This is a genomic window from Oscillospiraceae bacterium (genome assembly GCA_035380125.1).
Classification (GTDB): domain Bacteria; phylum Bacillota; class Clostridia; order Oscillospirales; family JAKOTC01; genus DAOPZJ01.
The window spans coordinates 1-21,370 of record DAOSWV010000016.1 but is presented as its reverse complement, the minus strand read 5'-3'; the positions used below and the strand labels follow the sequence as shown (position 1 = coordinate 21,370).

The 21,370-nt window shown below is 52.8% G+C and carries 20 protein-coding genes; 11 read left to right on the top strand and 9 right to left on the bottom strand.

Going from position 1 to position 21,370, the window contains the following annotated elements:
• The first annotated feature begins 193 nt into the window (after positions 1-193).
• From spoIVB to dusB, 8 genes are all read left to right on the top strand, one after another.
• Positions 194-1,393, top strand: coding sequence for a SpoIVB peptidase (gene spoIVB, locus PK629_07860; GenBank protein ID HOP11391.1), 1,200 nt, complete (start codon positions 194-196; stop codon positions 1,391-1,393).
• A gap of 72 nt (positions 1,394-1,465) precedes the next feature.
• Positions 1,466-3,337 (top strand): 1,4-alpha-glucan branching protein GlgB, encoded by a 1,872-nt coding sequence (glgB, locus tag PK629_07855; GenBank protein HOP11390.1) that lies wholly within the window; start codon positions 1,466-1,468, stop codon positions 3,335-3,337.
• A gap of 26 nt (positions 3,338-3,363) precedes the next feature.
• Positions 3,364-4,587 carry a glucose-1-phosphate adenylyltransferase gene (locus tag PK629_07850; GenBank protein ID HOP11389.1) on the top strand — a complete coding sequence of 408 codons (1,224 nt, stop codon included), beginning with the start codon at positions 3,364-3,366 and terminating at the stop codon, positions 4,585-4,587.
• Positions 4,584-5,705: a glucose-1-phosphate adenylyltransferase subunit GlgD gene (gene glgD / locus PK629_07845; protein ID HOP11388.1), complete on the top strand. Its 1,122-nt coding sequence runs from the start codon at positions 4,584-4,586 to the stop codon at positions 5,703-5,705. Before PK629_07850 ends, glgD begins: the two co-directional genes overlap by 4 nt.
• A 171-nt stretch (positions 5,706-5,876) precedes the next feature.
• Positions 5,877-7,289 (top strand): glycogen synthase GlgA, encoded by a 1,413-nt coding sequence (gene glgA, locus PK629_07840; protein HOP11387.1) that lies wholly within the window; start codon positions 5,877-5,879, stop codon positions 7,287-7,289.
• Positions 7,290-7,426: 137 nt separating this feature from the next.
• Positions 7,427-8,083, top strand: coding sequence for a tRNA (guanosine(46)-N7)-methyltransferase TrmB (gene trmB / locus PK629_07835; protein ID HOP11386.1), 657 nt, complete (start codon positions 7,427-7,429; stop codon positions 8,081-8,083).
• A gap of 2 nt (positions 8,084-8,085) precedes the next feature.
• Positions 8,086-8,565, top strand: a complete 480-nt coding sequence (locus tag PK629_07830; GenBank protein ID HOP11385.1) for a hypothetical protein — start codon at positions 8,086-8,088, stop codon at positions 8,563-8,565.
• The gene (dusB, locus tag PK629_07825; protein HOP11384.1) at positions 8,562-9,509 is read left to right on the top strand and encodes a tRNA dihydrouridine synthase DusB; all 948 of its coding nucleotides are present in this window, start codon (positions 8,562-8,564) and stop codon (positions 9,507-9,509) included. The genes PK629_07830 and dusB overlap by 4 nt, the downstream gene beginning before the upstream one ends.
• Before the next feature lie 227 nt (positions 9,510-9,736).
• On the opposite strand, the gene PK629_07820 is transcribed toward dusB, so the two are convergent.
• From PK629_07820 to PK629_07780, 9 genes are all read right to left on the bottom strand, one after another.
• Positions 9,737-10,126, bottom strand: coding sequence for a hypothetical protein (locus tag PK629_07820; GenBank protein ID HOP11383.1), 390 nt, complete (start codon positions 10,124-10,126; stop codon positions 9,737-9,739).
• A gap of 11 nt (positions 10,127-10,137) precedes the next feature.
• On the bottom strand, positions 10,138-10,683 hold the full coding sequence (locus PK629_07815) for a sigma-70 family RNA polymerase sigma factor (GenBank protein ID HOP11382.1): 546 nt from the start codon (positions 10,681-10,683) through the stop codon (positions 10,138-10,140).
• A gap of 207 nt (positions 10,684-10,890) precedes the next feature.
• Positions 10,891-12,342, bottom strand: coding sequence for a SpoIID/LytB domain-containing protein (locus tag PK629_07810; protein ID HOP11381.1), 1,452 nt, complete (start codon positions 12,340-12,342; stop codon positions 10,891-10,893).
• Between the two features lie 45 nt (positions 12,343-12,387).
• A complete protein-coding gene (thiI, locus tag PK629_07805; protein HOP11380.1) occupies positions 12,388-13,572 on the bottom strand; it encodes a tRNA uracil 4-sulfurtransferase ThiI in 1,185 nt (394 codons plus the stop codon).
• 345 nt (positions 13,573-13,917) lie between these two features.
• The gene (locus PK629_07800) at positions 13,918-15,039 is read right to left on the bottom strand and encodes a cysteine desulfurase family protein (GenBank protein HOP11379.1); all 1,122 of its coding nucleotides are present in this window, start codon (positions 15,037-15,039) and stop codon (positions 13,918-13,920) included.
• Positions 15,040-15,406: 367 nt separating this feature from the next.
• Positions 15,407-16,543, bottom strand: a complete 1,137-nt coding sequence (mltG, locus tag PK629_07795) for an endolytic transglycosylase MltG (protein ID HOP11378.1) — start codon at positions 16,541-16,543, stop codon at positions 15,407-15,409.
• Positions 16,544-16,565: 22 nt separating this feature from the next.
• Positions 16,566-17,111 carry a DJ-1/PfpI family protein gene (locus PK629_07790; protein ID HOP11377.1) on the bottom strand — a complete coding sequence of 182 codons (546 nt, stop codon included), beginning with the start codon at positions 17,109-17,111 and terminating at the stop codon, positions 16,566-16,568.
• Entirely contained in the window at positions 17,111-18,010 is a 900-nt protein-coding gene (locus tag PK629_07785) for a phosphatidylglycerol lysyltransferase domain-containing protein (protein ID HOP11376.1), read from the bottom strand. Before PK629_07785 ends, PK629_07790 begins: the two co-directional genes overlap by 1 nt.
• A gap of 14 nt (positions 18,011-18,024) precedes the next feature.
• Positions 18,025-18,690, bottom strand: coding sequence for a thymidylate kinase (locus PK629_07780; GenBank protein ID HOP11375.1), 666 nt, complete (start codon positions 18,688-18,690; stop codon positions 18,025-18,027).
• A 181-nt stretch (positions 18,691-18,871) separates the two neighbouring features.
• On the opposite strand from PK629_07780, the gene PK629_07775 reads away from it, so the two are divergent.
• The 3 genes from PK629_07775 to PK629_07765 all read left to right on the top strand — a co-directional run.
• Positions 18,872-19,912, top strand: a complete 1,041-nt coding sequence (locus tag PK629_07775) for a DUF1385 domain-containing protein (GenBank protein ID HOP11374.1) — start codon at positions 18,872-18,874, stop codon at positions 19,910-19,912.
• A complete protein-coding gene (gene prmC, locus PK629_07770) occupies positions 19,909-20,739 on the top strand; it encodes a peptide chain release factor N(5)-glutamine methyltransferase (protein ID HOP11373.1) in 831 nt (276 codons plus the stop codon). Before PK629_07775 ends, prmC begins: the two co-directional genes overlap by 4 nt.
• A 309-nt stretch (positions 20,740-21,048) precedes the next feature.
• A partial coding sequence (locus PK629_07765; protein HOP11372.1) for a hypothetical protein occupies positions 21,049-21,370 on the top strand: 322 nt, incomplete at its 3' end.

Sequence of the window (21,370 nt, the reverse complement as noted above, 5' to 3'; positions counted from 1 at the left end):
GAAATCCAAAAAGTTACCATAAGCGTTATTATACCACGCCACTATACAAAAATCTATAAAAGGGATGAAATTTATCAAATATTTTCACTCATATTCCGATTCGGGCGGCTGAAAATAGGAGTGCGGCCGGCGCGAAAAACGGCCGTAAAAAAGGGATGGAAAGGATGTCCCCAAAAACGGGGACAATTTTTATATGAAAAATTTTGACGCGAGAAAATGGATTCGGAGAGTGACGGGAGCGGCTTCGGCGGCGGTGTTTGCGCTGATGTGTGCGGTTTGCCTGAGTGCGGGGTCATATCCCGACGTGTTTTATGTGACAACCGGCGGCGCACCGTTCTCGGACGGGCGGTTGTCGCTGAAAACCGATGCGGTTGTGACGACATTGGCTGCCGGGTCGGGTTATGAGGCCCAGCTGATGTTCGGTGCGGTGCCGATCAAAACCGTAGACGTGCGTATTGTGGACAACGACGCCGTGATTGCCGTGGGCGATGCGTTCGGTATCCGGCTGAAAACGGAGGGCGTCGTGGTGGTCAGTGTCGGTGAGGACGGAGAGAGCAGCCCCGCAGCCAAGGCCGGACTGATGCCGGGGGATTCCATATTGGAGATCAACGGCAAAAAACCCATGAGCGCCAAGGAGCTGGCCCGTATGATCGAAAACAGCGGCGGGAAAAAGCTGAAACTGAAGGTGCTGCGCGACGGCAAAACCTTTGAGACGACATTGATTCCCGAACGCACCGAGGATGGAAAATACAGATCGGGCATGTGGGTGCGCGACAGCGGCGCTGGCATCGGGACAATGACGTTTTACCGGCCTGCCGACGGCATTTACGCCGGCTTGGGACACGCCATCAGCGATTTTGAGAGCGGGAAAGTGCTGCCGATCTCAGGCGGTGAGATCGCCTCAGCCAAAATCACCGGCATTGTCAAGGGACAATCCGGCACACCCGGCGAACTGGTCGGCACGATTTTGAGCGACACCATCGGTTCGCTGGAAATCAACAGTGAATGCGGCGTTTACGGGCAGCTCTACGACCGGCCGGACGGTGAGGCCGTCAAGGTGGCCATGCGGCAGGAGATCGAGACGGGAAAGGCGTATATCCTCTCAACAATCGATGAAAACGGACCACAGCAATTTGAAATTGAAATTTTGAAAATCGACATGAGCGAGGATTCGGGCGGGCGCAATCTGATTATCGAAGTCACCGATCCCAAATTGCTCGAACAGACCGGCGGCATTGTACAGGGTATGAGCGGCAGCCCGATTCTGCAAAACGGCAAGCTGATCGGCGCGGTGACGCATGTGTTCGTCAACAACCCCACGCGGGGCTACGGTCTGTTTGCCGACACGATGCTGGCTCAGACCGAGGCGCTTGCAAAACGCCCGGCGGCCTGATTTGTACTTGCAAAATGAAGGTAAAAATGATATATTGAAATAAATTGCAGTGATCGGAAGGGGCGGACGGCGATGAGAGACGGGAAAACGGAACTGAAAGAGCGTTTGACCGACTTTCACGCCGGCCGTGCCTTTTGTGCTTATGAATTTATGGGGGCGCATCCCGCCGGAGACAGCGCGGTTTTCCGCGTATGGGCGCCCAACGCTTCTGACGTCTCGGTCGTCGGCGACTTCAACGGCTGGTCTCCCGTTGCCGATAAAATGGAAAAAATCAGTCACGGCGTATGGGAGTGTTACATAAAAAACGTTCAAAAATTCGACTGCTATAAATACCGGGTGGTCTCGGCGGACGGAAACGCCGTGCTCAAGGCCGACCCTTATGCATTTCACACCCAGACCCGTCCCGGTACCGCGTCGAAGTTTTATCCGATTGACAACACGCATCAATGGGGCGACTCGGTCTGGATGAAACGGCGGGAAAAACAGAATATCTTCACCGCTCCCTTGAATATCTATGAGGTGCACGCGGGTTCGTGGCGGCAATATCCAGACGGGAACCATTTTTCGTATCAAAAGCTCGCGGATGAGTTGATTCCCTACGTTAAAAAGATGGGATACACCCACATCGAATTTATGCCGCTGGCCGAATATCCCCTCGACATGTCCTGGGGGTATCAGACAACCGGCTATTTTTCGCCCTCTTCGCGCTACGGCGAACCGCCCGAACTGATGGAATTTGTCGACCGCTGCCACAAGGCCGGCGTCGGCGTGATTATGGACTGGGTGGGCGCGCATTTTCCGAAAGACGGATACGGGCTTTATCAATTCGACGGGGATTTTTGTTATGAATACGCCGACCCCCGCAAGCGTGAGAGTCCCGAATGGGGCACGCACTATTTTGACTACGGCAGAAATGAGGTCGTCAGTTTTTTGGTGTCGAGCGTAGATTACTGGATCAACCGCTATCATTTCGACGGCGTCCGGGTCGATGCGGTCAGTGCGATGCTCTACCTCGACTACGGGCGCAAGGAGTGGGCGCCCAACATCCACGGCGGCAACCACAATCTTGAGGCGATAGCCTTGCTGCAAACGTTGAATGGGCATATTCTCGGGGCGTATCCGGGTACAATGATGATTGCCGAGGAATCGACGAGCTTTCCGAAAGTCAGCCACGAGATTGCCGACGGCGGGCTGGGATTCTCGTTTAAATGGAACATGGGCTGGATGAACGACACGTTGTCGTATATGGAGACCGATCCGTATTTTCGCGGCGGCAGCCACAACAAACTGACCTTTTCGATGATGTACGCGTTTTCCGAGCGGTTCATTCTGCCGATTTCGCACGATGAGGTCGTACACGGCAAGAAGTCGCTGCTCGACAAGATGCCGGGCGACTATGCCCAGAAATTCGCCAACACGCGGCTGTTCATGGCCTATATGACCGCACATCCGGGCAAGAAGCTGATGTTTATGGGCTGCGAATACGGGCCGTTCCGCGAATGGGACTATGCCTCGGGGCTGGAGTGGTTTATGCTCGATTTTGAGGCGCATAAAAAATTACAGGGCTACAAAGCCGTGCTGGATGAATTTTATCTGAAACACCCGGCGCTGTGGAAAGACGATAACGGCTGGGACGGTTTTCAGTGGATTGCCGCCGACGACAGCCAAAACGACGTAATCTCGTTTATCCGAAAAGACGGCAATAAACAGCTGGTCTGTGTGTTTAACTTCGCGGGCAATGCGCACGAGGGCTACCGCATCGGCGTGCCGAAAGCCGAACAATACCGCGAAGTGCTGACTACCGACGACGAGCGGTTTTTCGGCGCGGGGATTCATAACGGCGCTGTGAAGGTTGACGATATTCCGATGCACGGATTTGACCATTCGATCCCGCTCACACTCCCGCCGTTGTCGGCGGTGTTTCTCGAGCGGGACAAAATATAAAGAAAACTTTCTGTAACGAAGGGATGATGACGATGGAAAAGAAGGACTGTATTGCGATGCTGCTTGCCGGCGGACAAGGCAGCCGATTACATGTTCTGACGCGGGATATGGCAAAACCCGCAGTCGGGTTCGGAGGAAAATACCGCATCATCGACTTCACTCTGTCCAACTGCGTCAACTCGGGCATCGACACCGTCGGGGTTTTGACGCAGTATCAGCCCCTGGAACTGAACCGCTATATTGGAAACGGCCTGCCCTGGGATCTCGACCGGCTCAACGGCGGCGTGCATATCCTGCCGCCCTATCAGCGGAGCCGCGGCAGTGAGTGGTATAAGGGTACGGCCAACGCCATCTATCAAAATCTCGCTTTTATTGAGGAATACAGCCCCGATAACGTCGTGATTCTGTCGGGCGACCACATCTACAAGATGAATTATGCCAAGATGCTGGAAGAACATATCAAAAATGAGGCCGCCTGCACCATCGCCGTGCTCGAGGTGCCCATCGACGAGGCCAATCGATTCGGCATTATGAACACCGAACCCGACGGCAGGATCTACGAGTTTGAGGAAAAACCCAAAAACCCGAAATCCAACCAGGCCAGTATGGGCGTGTACATTTTCAATTTCGAAAAACTGAAAAAGTATCTTGTTGAGGACGAGGCCGACCCGAAGAGCAGCAATGACTTCGGCAAGGACATCATTCCCAAGATGCTGGCGGCAAAAGAACGGATGTATGCATATCCGTTCACCGGTTACTGGAAGGACGTCGGCACCATCGACAGCCTGTGGGAGGCCAACATGGACCTGCTGAATCCGGCAAGGCCCATCGATCTGTCCGATCCGAGCTGGAAAATCTATTTCCGAAACCCGGTCAAGCCGCCGCATTATATCTCGACCAACAGCGTGATTCAGAATTCGCTGGTCAGCGAGGGCTGTGAGATTGCGGGGGATCTCGACTTTTCGGTTGTGTTCTCCGGTGTGACCATCGAAGACGGCGCGCAGGTTTTTGACAGCATCGTGATGAGCGGAGCGACTATCCGGACCGGTGCGCAGGTGCAGTATGCCATTATCGGCGAAAACGCCGAGATCGGAGCGGCCAGTGTGGTCGGCTTCCGGCCCGAGTGCATGAAGTGCCGCGACAACTGGGGTGTGGCCGTGGTCGGGCCGGGCATCAAGGTGGGCAGCGGCTGTACGGTTGCGCCGAAGGCCATCATCGACAGCGACATGAAGGACGGTGAATCCAGATGAGCGCAAACAGAATCGGCGCTATTATTTTTTCCAATATGCACGAAAAGACCATCGGCGAACTGACTGCCATGCGCAGCTGCGGCTCGGTGCCGTTCGGCGGCCGTTACCGGCTGATCGATTTTGCGCTGTCCAACATGGTCAACGCGGGCATCACCGCCATCGGAGTCATCACCAAGAGCAATTATAAATCGCTGATGGATCATCTGCGCAGCGGACGCGACTGGGATTTGTCTCGTAAGCGCAGCGGCTTGGTTATCATTCCGCCGTATGCGTCGGCCGGTTCGGGCATGTACCGCGGCAGGGTCGAGGCCATGGTGACCGCCCGCGATTTTATCCAGTATGAGACCGTGGATTGGTTTGTGCTCAGCGACTGCAATTTTGTGTTCAATCTGGACATTGAAGAACTGGCCGAAAAACACATCGAGAGCGGAGCAGACATCACCTGTTGCTATCAGAAGATGCGCTTGTCCGGTGACGGGCTGGTCGATACCGTGACTTATGATCTTAACAAAGACGGCGCCATCAAGGGCGTACGGCTCGATCCCAATACCGAGGGTGAATATAACTGCGGACTCAACACCATGTTTATGAGCAAGAAATTTTTACTGGAACTGATTGATAAGACTCAGGGGCGCGGTATCTGTGATTTTGAGCAGGAGATTCTGCAGCAGAAGGTGATCGGCGAGTTAAAAATCAATACTTATGAGGTCACCGGGACTGCGCTGCGCATCGGCTCGATGCGGGAATATTACGCCGCGAATATGGCATTGCTTCAAAAACGGGTTCGCGACGAACTGTTCAACAATCATCCCGTCTATACCAAGGTGCGCGATGAGATGCCCGCCAGCTACGGATTGACTGCGGAGATCTCGAATACGATGGTCGCCGACGGCTGCCGGATTGAGGGATCGGTGAGCGATTCGATTTTATTCCGCGGCGTTACGGTGGGTAAAAATGCCAAGGTAAAGGGCTGTATTCTGATGCAGGGCTGCACCGTCGGGGAAAATGCCGATATTACCGGCCTCGTCTGCGACAAGAATACGGTGATTACCGAGGGGCGTGTGCTGGTCGGATGCGCCGAAAACCCCCTATTTGTACCCAAAAACGGTGTGGTGTGATAAAAACAGCAAGTGCTTGAAAAGCCGTAGGGGCGACCCCATGTGGTCGCCCGTGATATAATAAGGGCAAACTGCGTATTAGATTTGATTTTCGAGAGAGAAAAGTTACGGCGGGCGACCCCATGGGGTCGCCCCCTACATGAAACGGTTTTACAGCGAAAGGAGTGCACCATGAATATACTCTACGCCGCCTCCGAGGTGGCTCCGTTTTCTCAGTCCGGCGGACTCGGGGACGTGGCAGGCTCTCTGCCGAAGGAACTCGTGAAGCTGGGCGAAAACGTCTCGGTCGTTTCGCCGCTGTACGGCTCGATCGGGCAGGTTTGGCGTGAACAGATGACGTTTTTAATGAATTTTAACGTCAAACTCGCTTGGCGCAGCCAGTATTGCGGGATCTTTTTGCTGAAAAAAGACGGGGTCGATTATTACTTTATCGACAATGAATATTATTTTAAACGGGACAAGCCCTACGGCTATGACGACGACGGCGAGCGGTTTGCATTCTTCTCCAAGGCCGTGATCTGCATGCTGCTGCATCTGGAACTGCGGGTACAGGTGATCCACGTCAACGACTGGCACACCGCGTTGATTCCGGTTTTCATCAACGCCATGTACCGCGACACGCCGCTGTTTGACCGTGTGCGCACGGTATTGACCATTCATAACATCAATTATCAGGGACTGTGCAATCCCTATCACCTCGGCGATTTGCTGGGACTGGATGAGCGCATGCTGCCGATTCTCGAGTTCGACGGGCAGCTGAACTTTATGAAGGGCGGCATCGTCTGCTGCAGCGCGCTGACCACGGTCAGCCCGACCTATGCCGAAGAGATTCAGACGCCGCAGTTTGCCTACGGATTAGACAACATCATCCGCAGCAACGCGCAGAAACTGACGGGTATTGTCAACGGCATCGACGAGGAGTTTTACAACCCCGAGACCGATACTGAGATCAAATCCAACTTTACCGCGGCCAATCTGCGCGGAAAGACCTATGACAAAGCGGCGCTTGAGCTCGAATTCGGGCTGGATGCCGAACCTGAAACGCCGATCATTGCGATGGTCACCCGGTTGGTCGGGATGAAGGGCCTTGATTTGGTTTTGGAGGTTTTTGAGCGGCTGATGGAGCGGGACGTCCGTTTTGTGCTGCTCGGATCGGGCGAACATAACTACTGCGATTTCTTCGAGAAGATGCGCGCAAAATATCCGGGCAGGGTCGGCGTGTATTTCGGGTTTAACGGGTCGCTTGCGAGAAAGATTTACGCCGGGTCGGATTTGTTCCTGATGCCGTCAGCAACCGAGCCGTGCGGGCTTTCGCAGATGATTGCGATGCGGTATGCATGCGTGCCGGTGGTCAACCCGGTCGGCGGGCTGAAAGACACTGTCACCGACTGCCGCCTCGGCAGCGGAAACGGCTTTTTGATGGGGCGGTACGACGGGGGCGATCTGTTAAACACCCTCGACGACGCGTTAAAACTCTATGTCGATAAAAAGGACTGGAACCGTCTGCGCAAATACGCCGCTTCCTGTGACAACACCTGGGGCAAATCGGCAAAACAGTATTTGGAACTGTATAAAAAGATATAAACTGTAAGGTAAAGGAAGATAATTAAGTGCGCATGGAACGCATTTGCAGTGAAAAAGTATTAAGATAAGAGGATTATTGCTTTGCGCATGCAAGCGCATATGCAGGGAACAAATTTATTATAAGGAGACAAAACATCTTGCGCATGCGTCGAAAGCCCTACGCCAGACCGGAACTTGCGGCGTGGGTACATCATATTGACGCGCCGGAGCTTTGGCGCGGGAACTGGAAAGCGGCGTTTGAAAAAGAGCAGCCGCTCTGGCTGGAACTGGGGTGCGGCAAGGGCGGATTTGCTGCTCGGCTGGCTTTGGAAAACCCCGATATCAATCTGATTGCCGTCGACATCAAGAGTGAAGTGCTGGTCGTGGCAAAGCGCACGATTGAGCGCTTGTTTGCTGAGGCCGGAAAGCCGATTGAAAATATCAAAACCATGTCGCAGGAGATCGGATTGATTGAGCGGATGCTGTCGCCCGAGGATGTGGTCGAGCGCATTTACATCAATTTCTGCAACCCGTGGGGTCGCCCGAAACACAAGAAAAAGCGGCTGACGCACACCAAACAGCTGATGAAATACCGTGAATTTCTTCGGGATGGCGGAAAAATATTTTTTAAGACCGACGACGAGGAATTATTTGAGGAATCCCTCGGATATTTTACCGAGAGCGGATTTGAGATTGTGTACTTGACATCAAATTTGGCGAACAGTGATTATCCGGGCAACATTGAGACCGAACATGAGAAGATGTTTGCCGCCGAGGGTAAAAAGGCGATGTTTTTGATTGCGGTTAAGAGGTAATAATGGACACATTTGAGATTTGGGAAAAGGCCTATGCGCTGCTCGATGATTTAACACCGATTCAGGCCGACTGCGGGGAACTCTGCAATAAGCAATGCTGCAAGGGCGGCGACGAAGACGGCATGATTTTGTTTCCCTATGAAAAAGAATTTTTGGACGGGCAGCGGTTTTTGAAATTTTCCGAAAAAGACGGGTTTGAAACAGCAGTCTGTAAGGGGCGCTGCAAACGCGAATGGCGCCCGATGGCCTGCAGAATCTATCCGTTTGTGCCGGTGTTCAAAGGCGATAGCATCGAGGTTCAGCCCGACCCGAGGGCAACTTATATCTGTCCGCTGGTTTTGCATGGCGGAGAGTATATTGACCCGGCGTTTATACAAGCGGTAAAAGAGGCGTTTGCGGTTTTGGCGGAACTTCCGGGGTTTGAGGAATTTATGAAGCAATATGACGCGATGCTGGACGGGTATCGGAAATTTACAATATGAGCAATTTTGACTTCAACAAAATCAAAGGTGCTGCGCTGGCTCCGATGGCCGGTGTGGCCGATTCCGCGTTCCGTGAAATTTGCAGAAGTTACGGCGCGGTGTTCACCGTGACCGAGATGATCAGCGCCAAGGCGTTGTGTTTTCAGGACAAAAAGAGCCGCGAATTGATGCGGTTCACCGAAAACGAGCGGCCCTGCGGGATACAGTTGTTCGGCAGCGAGCCGGACATTATGGCAAAAGCCGCGAAAATTGCCGCCGAATATGAACCGGATTTTATCGACATCAATATGGGCTGTCCGGTGCCGAAAGTGGCGGGGAACGGCTGCGGGTCGGCATTAATGAGAAGTCCCGAACTGGCGGGCGAAATCGTCAAAGCGGTAGCGGCAGCGGTCGATCTGCCGGTCAGCGTCAAAATCCGAAAAGGCTGGGATAATAACAGTGTGAACGCGGTCGAGATCGCTAAAATCGCGCAGGAAAACGGCGCAGCGGCGGTGGCGGTACACGGGCGGACCAAAGCGCAGGGCTATGCCGGGGATGCCGACAAAGAGATCATCCGGCGGGTGCGAGAGGCGTTAAAGATTCCCGTGATCGCGAACGGCGGGATTGTAGATAAGCAGCGTTTTGAAGAAATGAAAAAAGCCACCGGATGCGAAATCGCAATGGTGGCGAGAGGGGCTTTGGGCAACCCGTTTATTTTCGCCGAGATCGCCGCCGGAACACCCGAACCGACCGTGACCGAGCGTATGGAGACGATGATTGGGCAATGCGAACTGACCTGCGAACGCAGGGGCGAAAAACGCGGAATTTTGGACTGCCGCAAGCACGCGGCATGGTATATCAAAGGCGTACAGGGTGCGGCAACATTCCGCAAACGCGCGGTTGTGGCAAAGGATTTGAATGAATTACACATGCTTGCGAACGAAATTGTTGAAAAGTGTAAATAAAAAACCCGGTTTGCCGGGGGTACCACTTACCAAAGAACCTCGGCTGTCATCCTGAGCGCAGCGAAGGATCTCTGACTGATAGAAGCCAAGGATATCGCATCTGTAGCCATAATCTGCCCGAGATTCTTCAGCTCCGCATTTGATGGCAAACCATTCAAATGCGGAGCTCAGAATAACATGATTTTTTTAGGCGGTGTGCTCGGATCAATCGAGGGGTATTTAAGAAATTATACATTGTCGGGGTCGGGGGTTTCTTTTTCGGCTGTATATTTTTCAAAGGACTTTTTGCCCTCGGTCTCCCACCAGGCATCATATTCAGACCAGTGAGAACCCCGGTCATCGCTGTGGTTCTTTTTTTCTTTATGGGATTTGGATTCGCTGCTGCTTGAGCCGAAACCGAATATCAGCTTTGCAAGGATAAAGATGCCGATGGCCTGCCAATAGGTGATCTCGCCGAGGTTGAATATCGCCGGCATCAACCAGTTCCACAGCCACATAATGATGAAGCCGAAGAGCACACCCATCGCCGCGACGCCGAGGACACCCAAAATCACATAAACCGTGATTTGAAGAGGCTTGGGGACGTTTTTCCATTTTGATTTAAAACCGCACATCATATAGATTCTCCTTATTCAATGGTTTCATCGTTTAACAGGTTTCTGAGGGTTTTGACCGCTCGGGATTTGCGGGATAACAGGGTGCCGATCGGTTCATTCCAGCGCTCGGACAATTCTTTGAACGATTTGCCGTCCATTTCGGTGGCAATGAATACCGCACGCTGTTTGGGTTCGAGCGCATTGACCGCCGCCTTGAACCGCCGCATAAACTCGCGGCGTTCGGTCTCTTTCTCAGGGCCGGGTGCGCCGTCGGATAGAAGGGTCATCAGGGTGAGTTCTCCGTCCTCGTCCAGACAATTTTCCAACGAGATTGTCCGGTGCTGCGTTCGCTGATAATCAATGATCTTGTTGTTGAGAGCGCGATAGACATAGCCGGCGGGGTTGTCGAGCGGGCCGGACGGCGGGGTGCGCGTGAACAGCTTCAGCATCACGTCGCCGATGATATCTTCGGCATCCGCTTCGCTGAAGTGATGTAATTTGCCGGTCACATACCGCTTTAAGCTCCGGCTTTCAGCGGCGAAGAACTCAAAGAGTTTGCTTTTCTGGTTGTTGTCCATGCTCACCATCCTTTGCGGCCCTGAAAAGCCCTACAATGATATAACGATTGAGAACGAGATTTATTGCAATAAATAATAAAAAAATGTAGGGGCGAACTGTGTTCGCCCGAAAACCCGCAGTATATTGGTGAATAGCAATATTCCCATAGGGTCAACGGGCGAACACAGTTCGCCCCTACATTATAGAATATTATACGATTTAGAATACTACACGATTGTAATTCCGGGGTAATAGAACTTGACAATATCCTGCCAGGTGTAGCCGGCCAGTGCCATTTGCTGAGCGCCTTCCTGGCTCATGCCGACCCCGTGGCCGTAACCCTGAACTTCAAAATAGAAGGAATCGGTTGCGGCATCATATTCGACCGTGAACGAAGTCGAGCGCAGACAGTTTTTGGAGCCCACATGGGAACTGGTGAAGACATAGCCGCGCAGATCTTTGCCGGTGGTGTTTACTTTGCTGTCGATGGAGACGTTCATCACATAGCCGAAGGCGTTATAACTTTTGATGACAATCCACTTTGAGGGGTCGTTACCCAAAGTGACGCCGAAATAATTCTCGAGCTGCTCTTTGACGATTGAGGAGGAGAGAATGACCTGCGAGGCATACCCTTTTGCCAGACGATCCCATGGGCAGTCAATGCCGCCGGCCAGATAGGTGTAGGGCGTACCGTATCCGTCGATGCCGCTGCCGCCCCACACGTCGACGATGTTATTGGTTGTGCCGTTATTGATTGCGCCGTAAGTTGATAAAATCGGGTGGTTGTCGATGAACAGCATATAGCCGCCGACTTCCGCCAAAAGATTATAGAGCCTCTGCATGCCTTCGTCTTTCCAGTAGGCCTTCATGTCGTCGAGGTCGTCTAAAATCGCGGTCGGGGGCAGATCGGTATAGCCCGCATGATAACGCAGGAAGGTGTAGGATGCGACCATCTGGGCTTTGATGCACTCGTCGGAATAGGACGGGGACAGCTCTGCGCCGATGATGCGTAAAACGGTGTTGTAATAGGTATCCGTGGTCAGTTTGGTGCCGTAACGGGTGGTGACTTTATCGGTTTTCATAACCTCCAGGCGCTCGCTGTCGGGATAGGTCGGAACCGAGGTCGCGCGGGACGAAGTCGAGTTTGAGGATGCATAATAGGATTCGGGGTTGAGGTACATCTGATCCTCGCCCATCCAAAATTCTTCGTCGTCCCAGAAATCGTTGTCGGGGTCGTCGAGCATCTTTTGAAACTGCTCCCAATCGTTTAAAATCGCCATCTTCGACGCCCATAGCTCCTCTTTGGTCATCTCGCTGACGGTGGATGGCGTGCTTGACACCTCGGCGATGGAGGTGGTCACCTGACTGGCTTGGGAAGCTGCCGAAGAGGCCTTACTGCTGGTCTTTTTGGAAGAGGTTTTGCTGCTTTCTTTGGAACTTTCCGGCTCAACCGATTCGGCGGAAGGTTCAGGTTCGGAAGAGGGTTCGGGAACGGACTGTTCGGAGGCGGGAGCAATGACGGCGATGAACGAAGATTCTTCGCTTTCGGGTTCGCTGCTTGAGCCGATCGGGGCAAAAACGGACTGCCCGCTGCCGGACAGCGAGGTCAGGGCGATGGAACCGCCCGTGATTAAAACTGCTCCCAATACCACAAGTATGATTTTAAATCCCGTCTTCATATTGTTGCCTTTCTTTATGTATCTCCCTCGATTTTATCTATCTGTTTATGGATTGATGTTGATTTTTTTCAATGTGGCCATGGCGTTTTCGATCAGCCCGTCGATATCCAAGGCGGCTTCGGCTTCAATGATTTCATCAAGATGCGGTTTGGTCTTGGGATGTTTGGGGGTGAAGACCGTGCAGCAGTCTTCATAGGGTAATATCGAGATATCATAGGTATCGAGTCTGCGGGAAATCTGGATGATCTCCTCTTTATCGGTGCCGATCAAAGGCCGTAAAACCGGCATCTCACAGACGGCGTCTGTACAGGCCAATGCGCCGATGGTCTGGCTGGCGACCTGCCCCAAACTCTCGCCGGTAATCAGGCATTCACAGCCGGTGGCAAGCGCTTGTCTTTGGGCGATGCGCATCATAAACCTGCGCATGATGATCGTGAAAAAAGGTTCCGGACAGTTGTTTGCGATGGCCTCCTGAATCTCGGTGAATCCGACGATGTACAGATTGATGCGCCCCGCGTACTGCGAGACCTTGCGCAATAAATCGATGACCTTTTGCACTGCCTGTGGGCCGGTATAGGGCGGGCTCTCGAAGTGAATCGCCTCGAGAATCTGGCCGCGTCGGCCCATCATCCAGGCGGCGACCGGGCTGTCAAGACCGCCGGAGATCAACACCATGCCCTTGCCGGAGGTGCCGGTCGGCAGCCCCCCTGCTCCTTTGTGGCTGCCGCAGTGGACGTAGGCCGCCCAGTCGCGGATTTCGACGGTCACGGTGACTTCGGGGTTGTGGATATCGACCGAGAGATTCGGAAAATGATCGAGCAGATAGCCGCCGAGTTCGGCGCAGATCTGCGGGGAATTCATGGGGAAATGTTTGTCCGCGCGTTTGGCGGCGACTTTGAAGGTCTTGGCACGGGAGAGCTCGTCGGCGCAGTATTCGACCGCCGTTTCGGCGATTTTGTCATAATCTTTTTCGACTGCGGCGGCTCTGGCCACGGTAACCGCGCCGAACAGCCGGTCGGCGACTTCCTGGGCTTTGTCGATATCGGACAATTCGCCTTCTTTGTTCTCGAGCGCGACGATATAGATTGTGGACTGGGCGAACGAGACGCGGTAACTTCCGACGCGTTTTAACCGCCGACGCAGATTGCGCAGCAGCATGTCTTCGAATACGTTGCGGTTGAGGCCTTTTAAGACGGTTTCGCCGAGTTTTAAGAGGATGACTTCTTGCATGATTTCTCCTTGTGTGAATGAAAATGAAGAGTGAAAAGGAAAGGTACCGCGCGGCGGGAATCTTTATTTGACCACCCCATCCGTTTCGCGTCCATCCCTCCAAAGAGGGGAATTTGCGGGCGACCACATGGGGGCGCCCATACAGGGAAACACCGAGGTCGGAAGCGCGCGCTATCAAGCGATCGGACAGTAGATTCTACGACGCGTTTGAGAGCGGCGTCTCGCCGTTGGGTCGTCGGGGACGCTGACCCCTACAGCTGTTGTCCTTAGGTTTCATCAGACCGAGATCCTTCGACTTCGCTCAGGATGACACAGGCGGGCGACCACATAGGGTCGCCCCTACGGTTATTTTTGTACCTGTTTGGCAAAGCGCTCCTGGGCTAAAATCAATACTGCGGCGAGGGCAGCGGCGTCATCGGGGGTGTTTTGCGGGCCCAAACTGACGCGCAGGGTGTATTTGGCGTTTTCGCCGATCAGGTCGGCTGCGGCAGGGCTGGTTTTCCCGCCCATACAGGCAGAACCTGCCGAGACCAGAATGCCGTTTTCCTCTAAAAAGCGCATCAGAACCTCCGAGGGGACTTTCGGTAATGAGATGCTGCCGATAAACGGCGAGCCGAATGTGCCGTTGAACAGTACCTCGGAGCCGAACAGCCGGTTGCGCAGCGTCTCGAAAAAGGCCTTGGCTTTTTCGGTGCGTTCGGGCAGGGTTTTGGCCATCTGCTTGGCCGTCTCGGCAAATGCGCCGATCAGAGCGATGGGTTCGGTGCCGGGACGCAGACTGTTTTGCTGGCGGCCGCCGTAAAAACGCGGGGTGAGTTTGACGCCCTTTTTGATCCAGAGTGCCCCCGCCCCTTGAAAAGCACCGATTTTGTGTCCGCTGAACGAACAGGTGTCAACGCCAAGGGCTTTGGGACTGAACGGAATTTTGCAGAACGCCTGAACCGCATCGGTGTGAAAGACGGCGTTCGGGGCGATTTTATGCGTCAGCACGGCGACCTTTTTGACCGGGAAAATCAAACCGGTTTCATTGTTGACCGCCATGACGCCGCAGAAAATGGTGTCGGGGGTCAGTGCCGCCGAAAAATTGTTTAAAAAGGTCTCTTCTCCGCCGCCGAACGGGACCATGACCACGTCAAAGCCCTTGCTCCCCAGTTGTTTGACCGGATTCAGGAGAGACGAATGCTCGTCCGCCGTAATGATGATTCTGCCGCTGCGGTGCTTGTCGCAGACGCCGTATAGCGCCAGATTGTTGCTCTCGGTGCCGCCGCTGGTGAATACCGCTTCTCCGTCGCCCAAGAGTTCGGTGAAAATATGCTTGGACTGTTCGAGAATTTGAGAAGCGCGGCGGCCGTATTCGTGCAGAGCCGAGGCGTTTCCCCAATTTTCGCGGGAGATTTCGTTGAATTTTTCGAACGCCGCGTCACACACAGGTGTTGTGGCGGCATTGTCGAGATAGATTTTCTGCATGAGTCTCCTTAAAATAAAAGTCAGCAGTGATAATGCGATGGCATAGATAAGAGTTCGTTAGCAGTTGGCAGTTAAGAGTGAACAGTGACAATGAAGGAAGCATAGCCCGAGGGAGCGCCGAGGTCGGAAGCGCGCGCTATCAGGCGAATGGGCTGATGATTCTACGACACGGTTGTGAGCGGGCACTACCCGCCGGGCGATCACATGGGGTCGCCCCTACGGTTGTGATGCGGGCGGACCGCCCCTGCAGAGAAGCGCCGAGGTCGGAAGCGCGCGCTATCAGGCGAATGGGCTGATGATTCTACGACGCGGTTGTGAGCGGGCACTACCCGCCGGGCGACCACATGGGGTCGCCCCTACACAATTATCAATCATGGGTGTAGGTGCCGCCGATGTTGGAGCCGGCTTTGCTGGCCTTGCTGATATTGGCGTTATGCTGAGCCAGCGTGCGGGCATAATAGAAATTTCCGTCTGCGTCGGTGACGAAGTAATTATAATTCGATTCGGAGGGGTAGAGTGCCGCCGTCAGCGCAGCACCGCCCGGATTGCAGATGGCGCCGACCGGAAGGCCGTTACAAATATAGGTGTCGTAGGCCTGCGAATAGGACGGATCGGTGTAGGTCAGCGCTTTGTTGATGACATTTTTGACATAGTAGCTCGTCACGTTCGACTGCAGTTTCGGATAGGACTGCGGATTGAGCAGACGATTGTGGAAAACCGAGGAGACATTGGCCATTTCGAAAACATCGGGCGCTTCTTTTTCGATGATCGAGGCCAGCGTGACCACCTGATCGATCGTCATACCCATCTCGGCAGCCCGTTCGCGCAGGTTGGCCGTGAATTTCGTATTGAAGTTGTTTAAAAATTTCTTGATGACCGAATCGACATTTTCATTGATATAAAAATCATAAGTGTCCGGGAACAGATAGCCCTCGAGACGGTAAAAACGGCCGCTTTCGGCTCCGTCCGTCGGGATGAAATCATAATTATAAGTGCCGGTGTTGATGGCTTTCAGAAATTCGCTCTTGAGACAGACTTCGTTTTCTTCGAGCAGCGCGCCGATTTCGGCGGCGTTCATGCCCTCGGTGAAGGTGATACGCACGGTCTGGCTGCTCTGTTTACGCTGGACGGTGCTGATGATCTTGTCATAGGTCATACCGCCGTCGAGCAGATAGGTACCCGATTTAAAGGTGCCGTCGGTGTCGTTGAGCATGGTGTAGACCGAGAAGACCCAAGGGTGGTTGATCACGCCGGCCTTTTTCATCGCATAGGCCATATCCAGCGTGGACCATCCGGCCTGTATCTGGATTTCGTGTTGTGTATCGTCTTTCATGATACCCAGCACGTCGGAAAATGCACCGACCAGCCACGCACCCATCATGATACCGGCTACAACCCAAATCAAGGCGACTGTCAAATCACCCATCGCGGTACGGCGAAAACGCCGCCAACGTTCTTTAAGCGTGCCTTTTTCCACCGGACTTTTCTCGCGTTTTTGTTTCATATCTCCCTCCGAATTACATGCCTTACAATGAAATCATCTGCATGGTGGCGCAGAGTTTTTCGGCCGCCGCATTTCCGTACAGCGCCGCGACCAGTGCTTTTCCGAACAGCAGGGATATGCCTGCGCCTTTTGCGGTGATGATATTCCCCGCGACTTCGACGGGGTTTCCCGTATAATTGCCGCCGAGTGAATCGTTTTGGCAGCCCGGATAGCAGGTGAAGTTTTTGCCGTCTAAATAACCGCGCTGCTGCAATAAACTCGGGGCTGCGCAGATCGCACCGATCCAGATGTTATTATTGATTGCCGTTTCGACCGCGTTTTTAACAGTCTTGCTGGCGATGAGATTCTTGGTGCCGACGCTGCCGCCGGGCAGAACCAGCATCTCAGCTTTTTTTAAGTCGACTTCCGCTTCGGAGATGTCGGCGGTGAGAACAAATCCGTGCGACGAGGTGATTTGTCTTTTGCTGATGCCGACCAGAGCGACCTGTGCCCCTGCCCGCCGGAGCATGTCCACGGGCGCGGTCAGTTCGAGTTCCTCAAAGCCGTCGGCCATAAATACGTATACCATTATAATAAAATGCTCCTCTCGGTCATGATGTATTTTTCATAAAGCATCGTCGGGTGATAGGATAATTTGGCGGTTCGCAGGCCCTCGATGCCCATGTCCTCCTCACGGTTGATGAGTTCGTAATCGGATAAGGTGTTTTTGGCGAATTCGCGGTTGATCATCGCGTAGATGCCGGTATATTCACGCAGCGCTTTTTCGGCATGGGTCACAAAGCATTTGTCTGTAATCGGTTCGCCGAAAGTGAAAGCGACGGGAACGCCTTTGACACGCAGGAGTCCGCCTTTGAAACCGAGTTCCTCGTAGTGGTCAAACCCGAGACACAGCGCTTTATATTCGATTTCAGCGCCGGTGTTTCCGATTTGGGTCGTCAGCCATTTTTCGCAGATTTCCACGCAGGCGGAGAGGTTTTTTTCGTTGATCTCCTCATAGGACCAGTCGGGGTTTTCCGCCTCGAACCGGGTGATAAAATTGCGCTTGGAATGGTACTTCTTGCCCGGCAGAAAAGCCAGATCGTCGCGGCGGTAGATATAGTCGAAATCATCGCGTTCCGGGGTGAAGATGAAGCGGTCGCCAAACATCTCTCGGATGCGGCCGATGCACTCTTTGCGTACGCGGTGCATCGTAAACGGATGACGGTTTTGTTTCGCGTCGGCAATCAATGCCGGAATCAGCGCCTGCAGTTCGGCGTCGTTCGGATTGCCGATCGGACACAGAAAGCGCTTGAAAGGCCGTTCTTCCTTGGTGACGAAAAAGTTATCGCCGAGGTGGATGCGGGTGTTATAGACCCAAGCCCACATGAAGAAATTGCCGAAACAGTATTCGCAGCCCAGTTCGCCGCTCTCGGCGACGATGGAGGTGATGATGGGACGATGTGAGAGGGTGACCTCCTCGAAATGCATAAAAAGAAACTTCCCTAATCGTTAATCTTTGACCAGATGAATGCGCTCAATTCGTCAGGCGGCATCAACATGCCGTCTTTTGCGCAGTTGATGACGATCCATCCCTCGTTTTCGGCGATCTCTCGGCCGGCGTCGTGTACGGCACGCTGATAATTTAAATCGCTCTCGTGGATATCCTCGCCCTGCCCCGTGAGATTCGAGCGCTGTCGCACCAGCTTTTCGCTGACGTCAACCGGCAGATCCAGATAGAGCACCAGATCGGGTACGGGCAGACCGAGTTTTCCGTATTCCATGTCCTTGAGCCAACGGATATAGTCCGTGCGCTCGGGGTTTTGCAGTTTGGCGCCCTGAAAAATCATATTTGAGGTTGTATAGCGGTCGGAGACCAGTAAAACGCCGTTCTCGTAATCTTTTTGCCAATCGCTGCGAAACGAGCAGAACCGGTCGACCGCATATAGTGATGAAGCCGCATAAGGGTTGACCGCGTTGGGGTCTTTGGCGAGTTCTCCGCCCAAATACATCTTCACGGGTCCGCTGGACGGGCTGTCGTAGGCCGGGAATTTGAGCATTTTTACCCGTTGTCCCGCGGACAGCAGGCGCTGTGTGAGCAGGGCCGCCTGTGTGGATTTACCGGTCCCGTCGCACCCTTCAAATGCGATAAATCTCGCCCTAATTGGCATCATCCGACCTCCCGAAAATCGTATCAGTGCGCGTTCGCACACCAACCCGCTTCCTATATTACCACATTATAAGTCCATTGACAAGCGTGAAAATATCAGATAGAATTGAATGGCAGCCGTCAGATGACGGCTTTATAAACCGTTTTTACGATCGCTTTTGGGTTTGGAAAGGACTTAAATTATGGCCAAGGAGAAGAAAAAGGCTTGCAATTACGCCCCGGTGGGCGGTCAGGCGTTGATGGGCGGCATTATGATGCGCGCCAACTCGACCAAACAAAACGCATTTGTCGTTCGCCTTCCGAACGGCGGACTGTTTATTGAGAAATCTCCGAGCGTCAGTGCGCGGGATAAACACAAATGGCTGAAAACGCCGGTGATACGCGGCATTGTCGCTTTTATCGAGTCCATGAAGGTGGGTTATGCGGCCCTGAACCGTTCAATCGAGCTGACTTTTCCCGAGGATGAAGAAGCCGAAAAAATGACCGAGAAACAGAAAAAGAAAGACGAGACGCTGATGTCCGCAGCAGTTTGGCTGGGCGGGGCGTTGGGCATCGTTGCGGCTATATTTTTGATGTTCTGGCTGCCGAATTTTTTGGTCGTTGACGTTATCGGGAAACTGGTCGGCGATCTGGGCATCTGGAAGGGCTTGGCCGAGGGCGTGCTGAAATTGATTATTTATGTGGGCTATCTGCTGCTGTGTACATTAAATAAAGAGATCAAAAAGGTGTTCATGTATCACGGCGCCGAACACAAAACGATCTTTTGCTATGAGAACAATCTGCCGCTGACTGTTGAGAATGTGAAAAAGCAAAAACGCTTCCATCCCCGCTGCGGCACGAGTTTTCTGTTTTTAATGCTGGCCATCGGCATTGTCGTTTATACGTTTGTGCGTTTTGACAATGTTACGGCATCCAATGCTTTGAACAGCCTGATCACGGTTGGCGTCAAACTGCTGCTTTTACCGATTATAATGGGGCTTGGCTTTGAACTTCTGCAGTTCTGCGGAAAACATGACAATCTGCTGACGACGATTATTTCGGCGCCCGGTCTCTGGTTCCAGCGCATTACCACCAAGGAACCGGACGACGACGGTATTCTCGAAGTCGGCATCGCTTCGCTGCAGGCGGCTTTGAATCTCGAAATCACCGTACCGGTCGATCCGCCTGTTAAGGCTGAACAACAACCGGCTGAATCCATCGAATCGGCAGAGATCAGGGAATGAATAAAAGCGCGAAAAAGTTATACCGCGAGGCGGTCGAGACGCTGAAAGCGGCGGGCGTTGAAAACACCGCCGCCGAAGCACGCTGGCTGGCCGAGCGGTTTTTTTGCTGCTCTGCGGCAGAACTGGCAATGGATTTTGAAGTTGAAAATCCGTCCGCATTTCTGAGGGCGGTACAAACAAGAGCTACGGGCGAACCGTTACAATATATAATAGGTACACAGGATTTTATGGGATTGGAAATCAAGGTCGCCCGGGGCGTCCTGATACCGAGACCCGAGACGGAACTGTTGGTGCGTGCCGGTGCAAGGGCCGTACCCAAGGCAAAAATCGTGTGGGATCTGTGCGCCGGGAGCGGCTGTGTGGGTTTGGGTCTGCAACAGTTGCTGCCCGATGCGAAGGTGTTCTTTGTTGAAAAATATGCGGCAGCTTTAAAGATTTTACGGGAAAATGTGGGGGACCGTGAAAATTGTGCGGTTGTTCGGGCGGATATATTAAAAAACAAACTGACAAAACTGCCCGCGCCCGATCTGATTCTCTGCAATCCGCCTTATATCCCGAAAGATGATATCCCCAACCTTCAGCGGGAAGTGCTTCGGGAACCCTGCACTGCCCTGGACGGCGGTGAAGACGGTTTGAAATTTTATCGTGTTCTTACGGAGTTAGCGGAAAAACGGCTGAAGGAAGATGGTGCGCTTTGCGCCGAACTCGGAGTCGGACAAGCTGCTGATGCAAAAGAGATGTTTTGCGGATTTACCATAAATATTGACCGGGATGAATCGGGAATTGAGCGTGTCATAACTATGAAATCCATAAATGCAATCAAATAATACAAAAATCAGAATTATACAAATTGGGATAATTTTTGCATAAAAATCTGTTTTTATGTAACCTTTTTTGTTTTTAATATTTTAAATTATGTATCGGACGATTCTTTATAATCGGTCTTTTTTTGTGCAATTTGTATATTATAAACGCCAATAATGGGTGCAATCCCCTAAAACAAATTGTATTATTATTCTTTTAAGTGGTTAAAATATAACATTTTGCTATTTTTACTTTCACATAACCACAAAATGTGATAAAATAAAAACCACTTAGGGGCATTCTGCCTCAAAATTTGAAAGGAGATTTTTCGCATGAAGAAAAAGGCTATTGTCGTCTTGCTTGCATTGGTCATGGTAATCACCATGTTCGCAGCTTGTACGACATCTGAATCCTCAGAACCGGCATCTTCCACGACTCCGTCGGTTGAATCCACGACCCCGTCTGTTGAATCTACAACTCCGTCGGTTGAATCCACCGTCCCGTCTTCGGAGGAAACCTCTGTCGTTCCGTCTTCGGAAGAGACCTCTGTCGTTCCGTCCTCGGAAGAAACCTCTGTCGTTCCGTCTTCGGAAGAAACATCTGTTGCTTCCTCGACCACCACGACACCCGCAACCTCCAAGATCGGTTCCAACC

Excerpts from the sequence above, each read along its gene's own strand:
- PK629_07820 (HOP11383.1), bottom strand. The coding sequence starts at position 10,126 with ATGATGTGCGGTTTTAAATCAAAATGGAAAAACGTCCCCAAGCCTCTT.
- thiI (HOP11380.1), bottom strand. The coding sequence starts at position 13,572 with ATGCAAGAAGTCATCCTCTTAAAACTCGGCGAAACCGTCTTAAAAGGC.
- glgD (HOP11388.1), top strand. The coding sequence starts at position 4,584 with ATGAGCGCAAACAGAATCGGCGCTATTATTTTTTCCAATATGCACGAA.
- PK629_07850 (HOP11389.1), top strand. The coding sequence starts at position 3,364 with ATGACGATGGAAAAGAAGGACTGTATTGCGATGCTGCTTGCCGGCGGA.
- PK629_07800 (HOP11379.1), bottom strand. The coding sequence starts at position 15,039 with ATGCAGAAAATCTATCTCGACAATGCCGCCACAACACCTGTGTGTGAC.
- PK629_07790 (HOP11377.1), bottom strand. The coding sequence starts at position 17,111 with ATGGTATACGTATTTATGGCCGACGGCTTTGAGGAACTCGAACTGACC.
- PK629_07830 (HOP11385.1), top strand. The coding sequence starts at position 8,086 with ATGGACACATTTGAGATTTGGGAAAAGGCCTATGCGCTGCTCGATGAT.
- prmC (HOP11373.1), top strand. The coding sequence starts at position 19,909 with ATGAATAAAAGCGCGAAAAAGTTATACCGCGAGGCGGTCGAGACGCTG.
- PK629_07780 (HOP11375.1), bottom strand. The coding sequence starts at position 18,690 with ATGCCAATTAGGGCGAGATTTATCGCATTTGAAGGGTGCGACGGGACC.
- mltG (HOP11378.1), bottom strand. The coding sequence starts at position 16,543 with ATGAAACAAAAACGCGAGAAAAGTCCGGTGGAAAAAGGCACGCTTAAA.
- glgA (HOP11387.1), top strand. The coding sequence starts at position 5,877 with ATGAATATACTCTACGCCGCCTCCGAGGTGGCTCCGTTTTCTCAGTCC.
- PK629_07785 (HOP11376.1), bottom strand. The coding sequence starts at position 18,010 with ATGCATTTCGAGGAGGTCACCCTCTCACATCGTCCCATCATCACCTCC.
- dusB (HOP11384.1), top strand. The coding sequence starts at position 8,562 with ATGAGCAATTTTGACTTCAACAAAATCAAAGGTGCTGCGCTGGCTCCG.
- glgB (HOP11390.1), top strand. The coding sequence starts at position 1,466 with ATGAGAGACGGGAAAACGGAACTGAAAGAGCGTTTGACCGACTTTCAC.
- spoIVB (HOP11391.1), top strand. The coding sequence starts at position 194 with ATGAAAAATTTTGACGCGAGAAAATGGATTCGGAGAGTGACGGGAGCG.
- PK629_07815 (HOP11382.1), bottom strand. The coding sequence starts at position 10,683 with ATGGACAACAACCAGAAAAGCAAACTCTTTGAGTTCTTCGCCGCTGAA.
- PK629_07775 (HOP11374.1), top strand. The coding sequence starts at position 18,872 with ATGGCCAAGGAGAAGAAAAAGGCTTGCAATTACGCCCCGGTGGGCGGT.
- PK629_07810 (HOP11381.1), bottom strand. The coding sequence starts at position 12,342 with ATGAAGACGGGATTTAAAATCATACTTGTGGTATTGGGAGCAGTTTTA.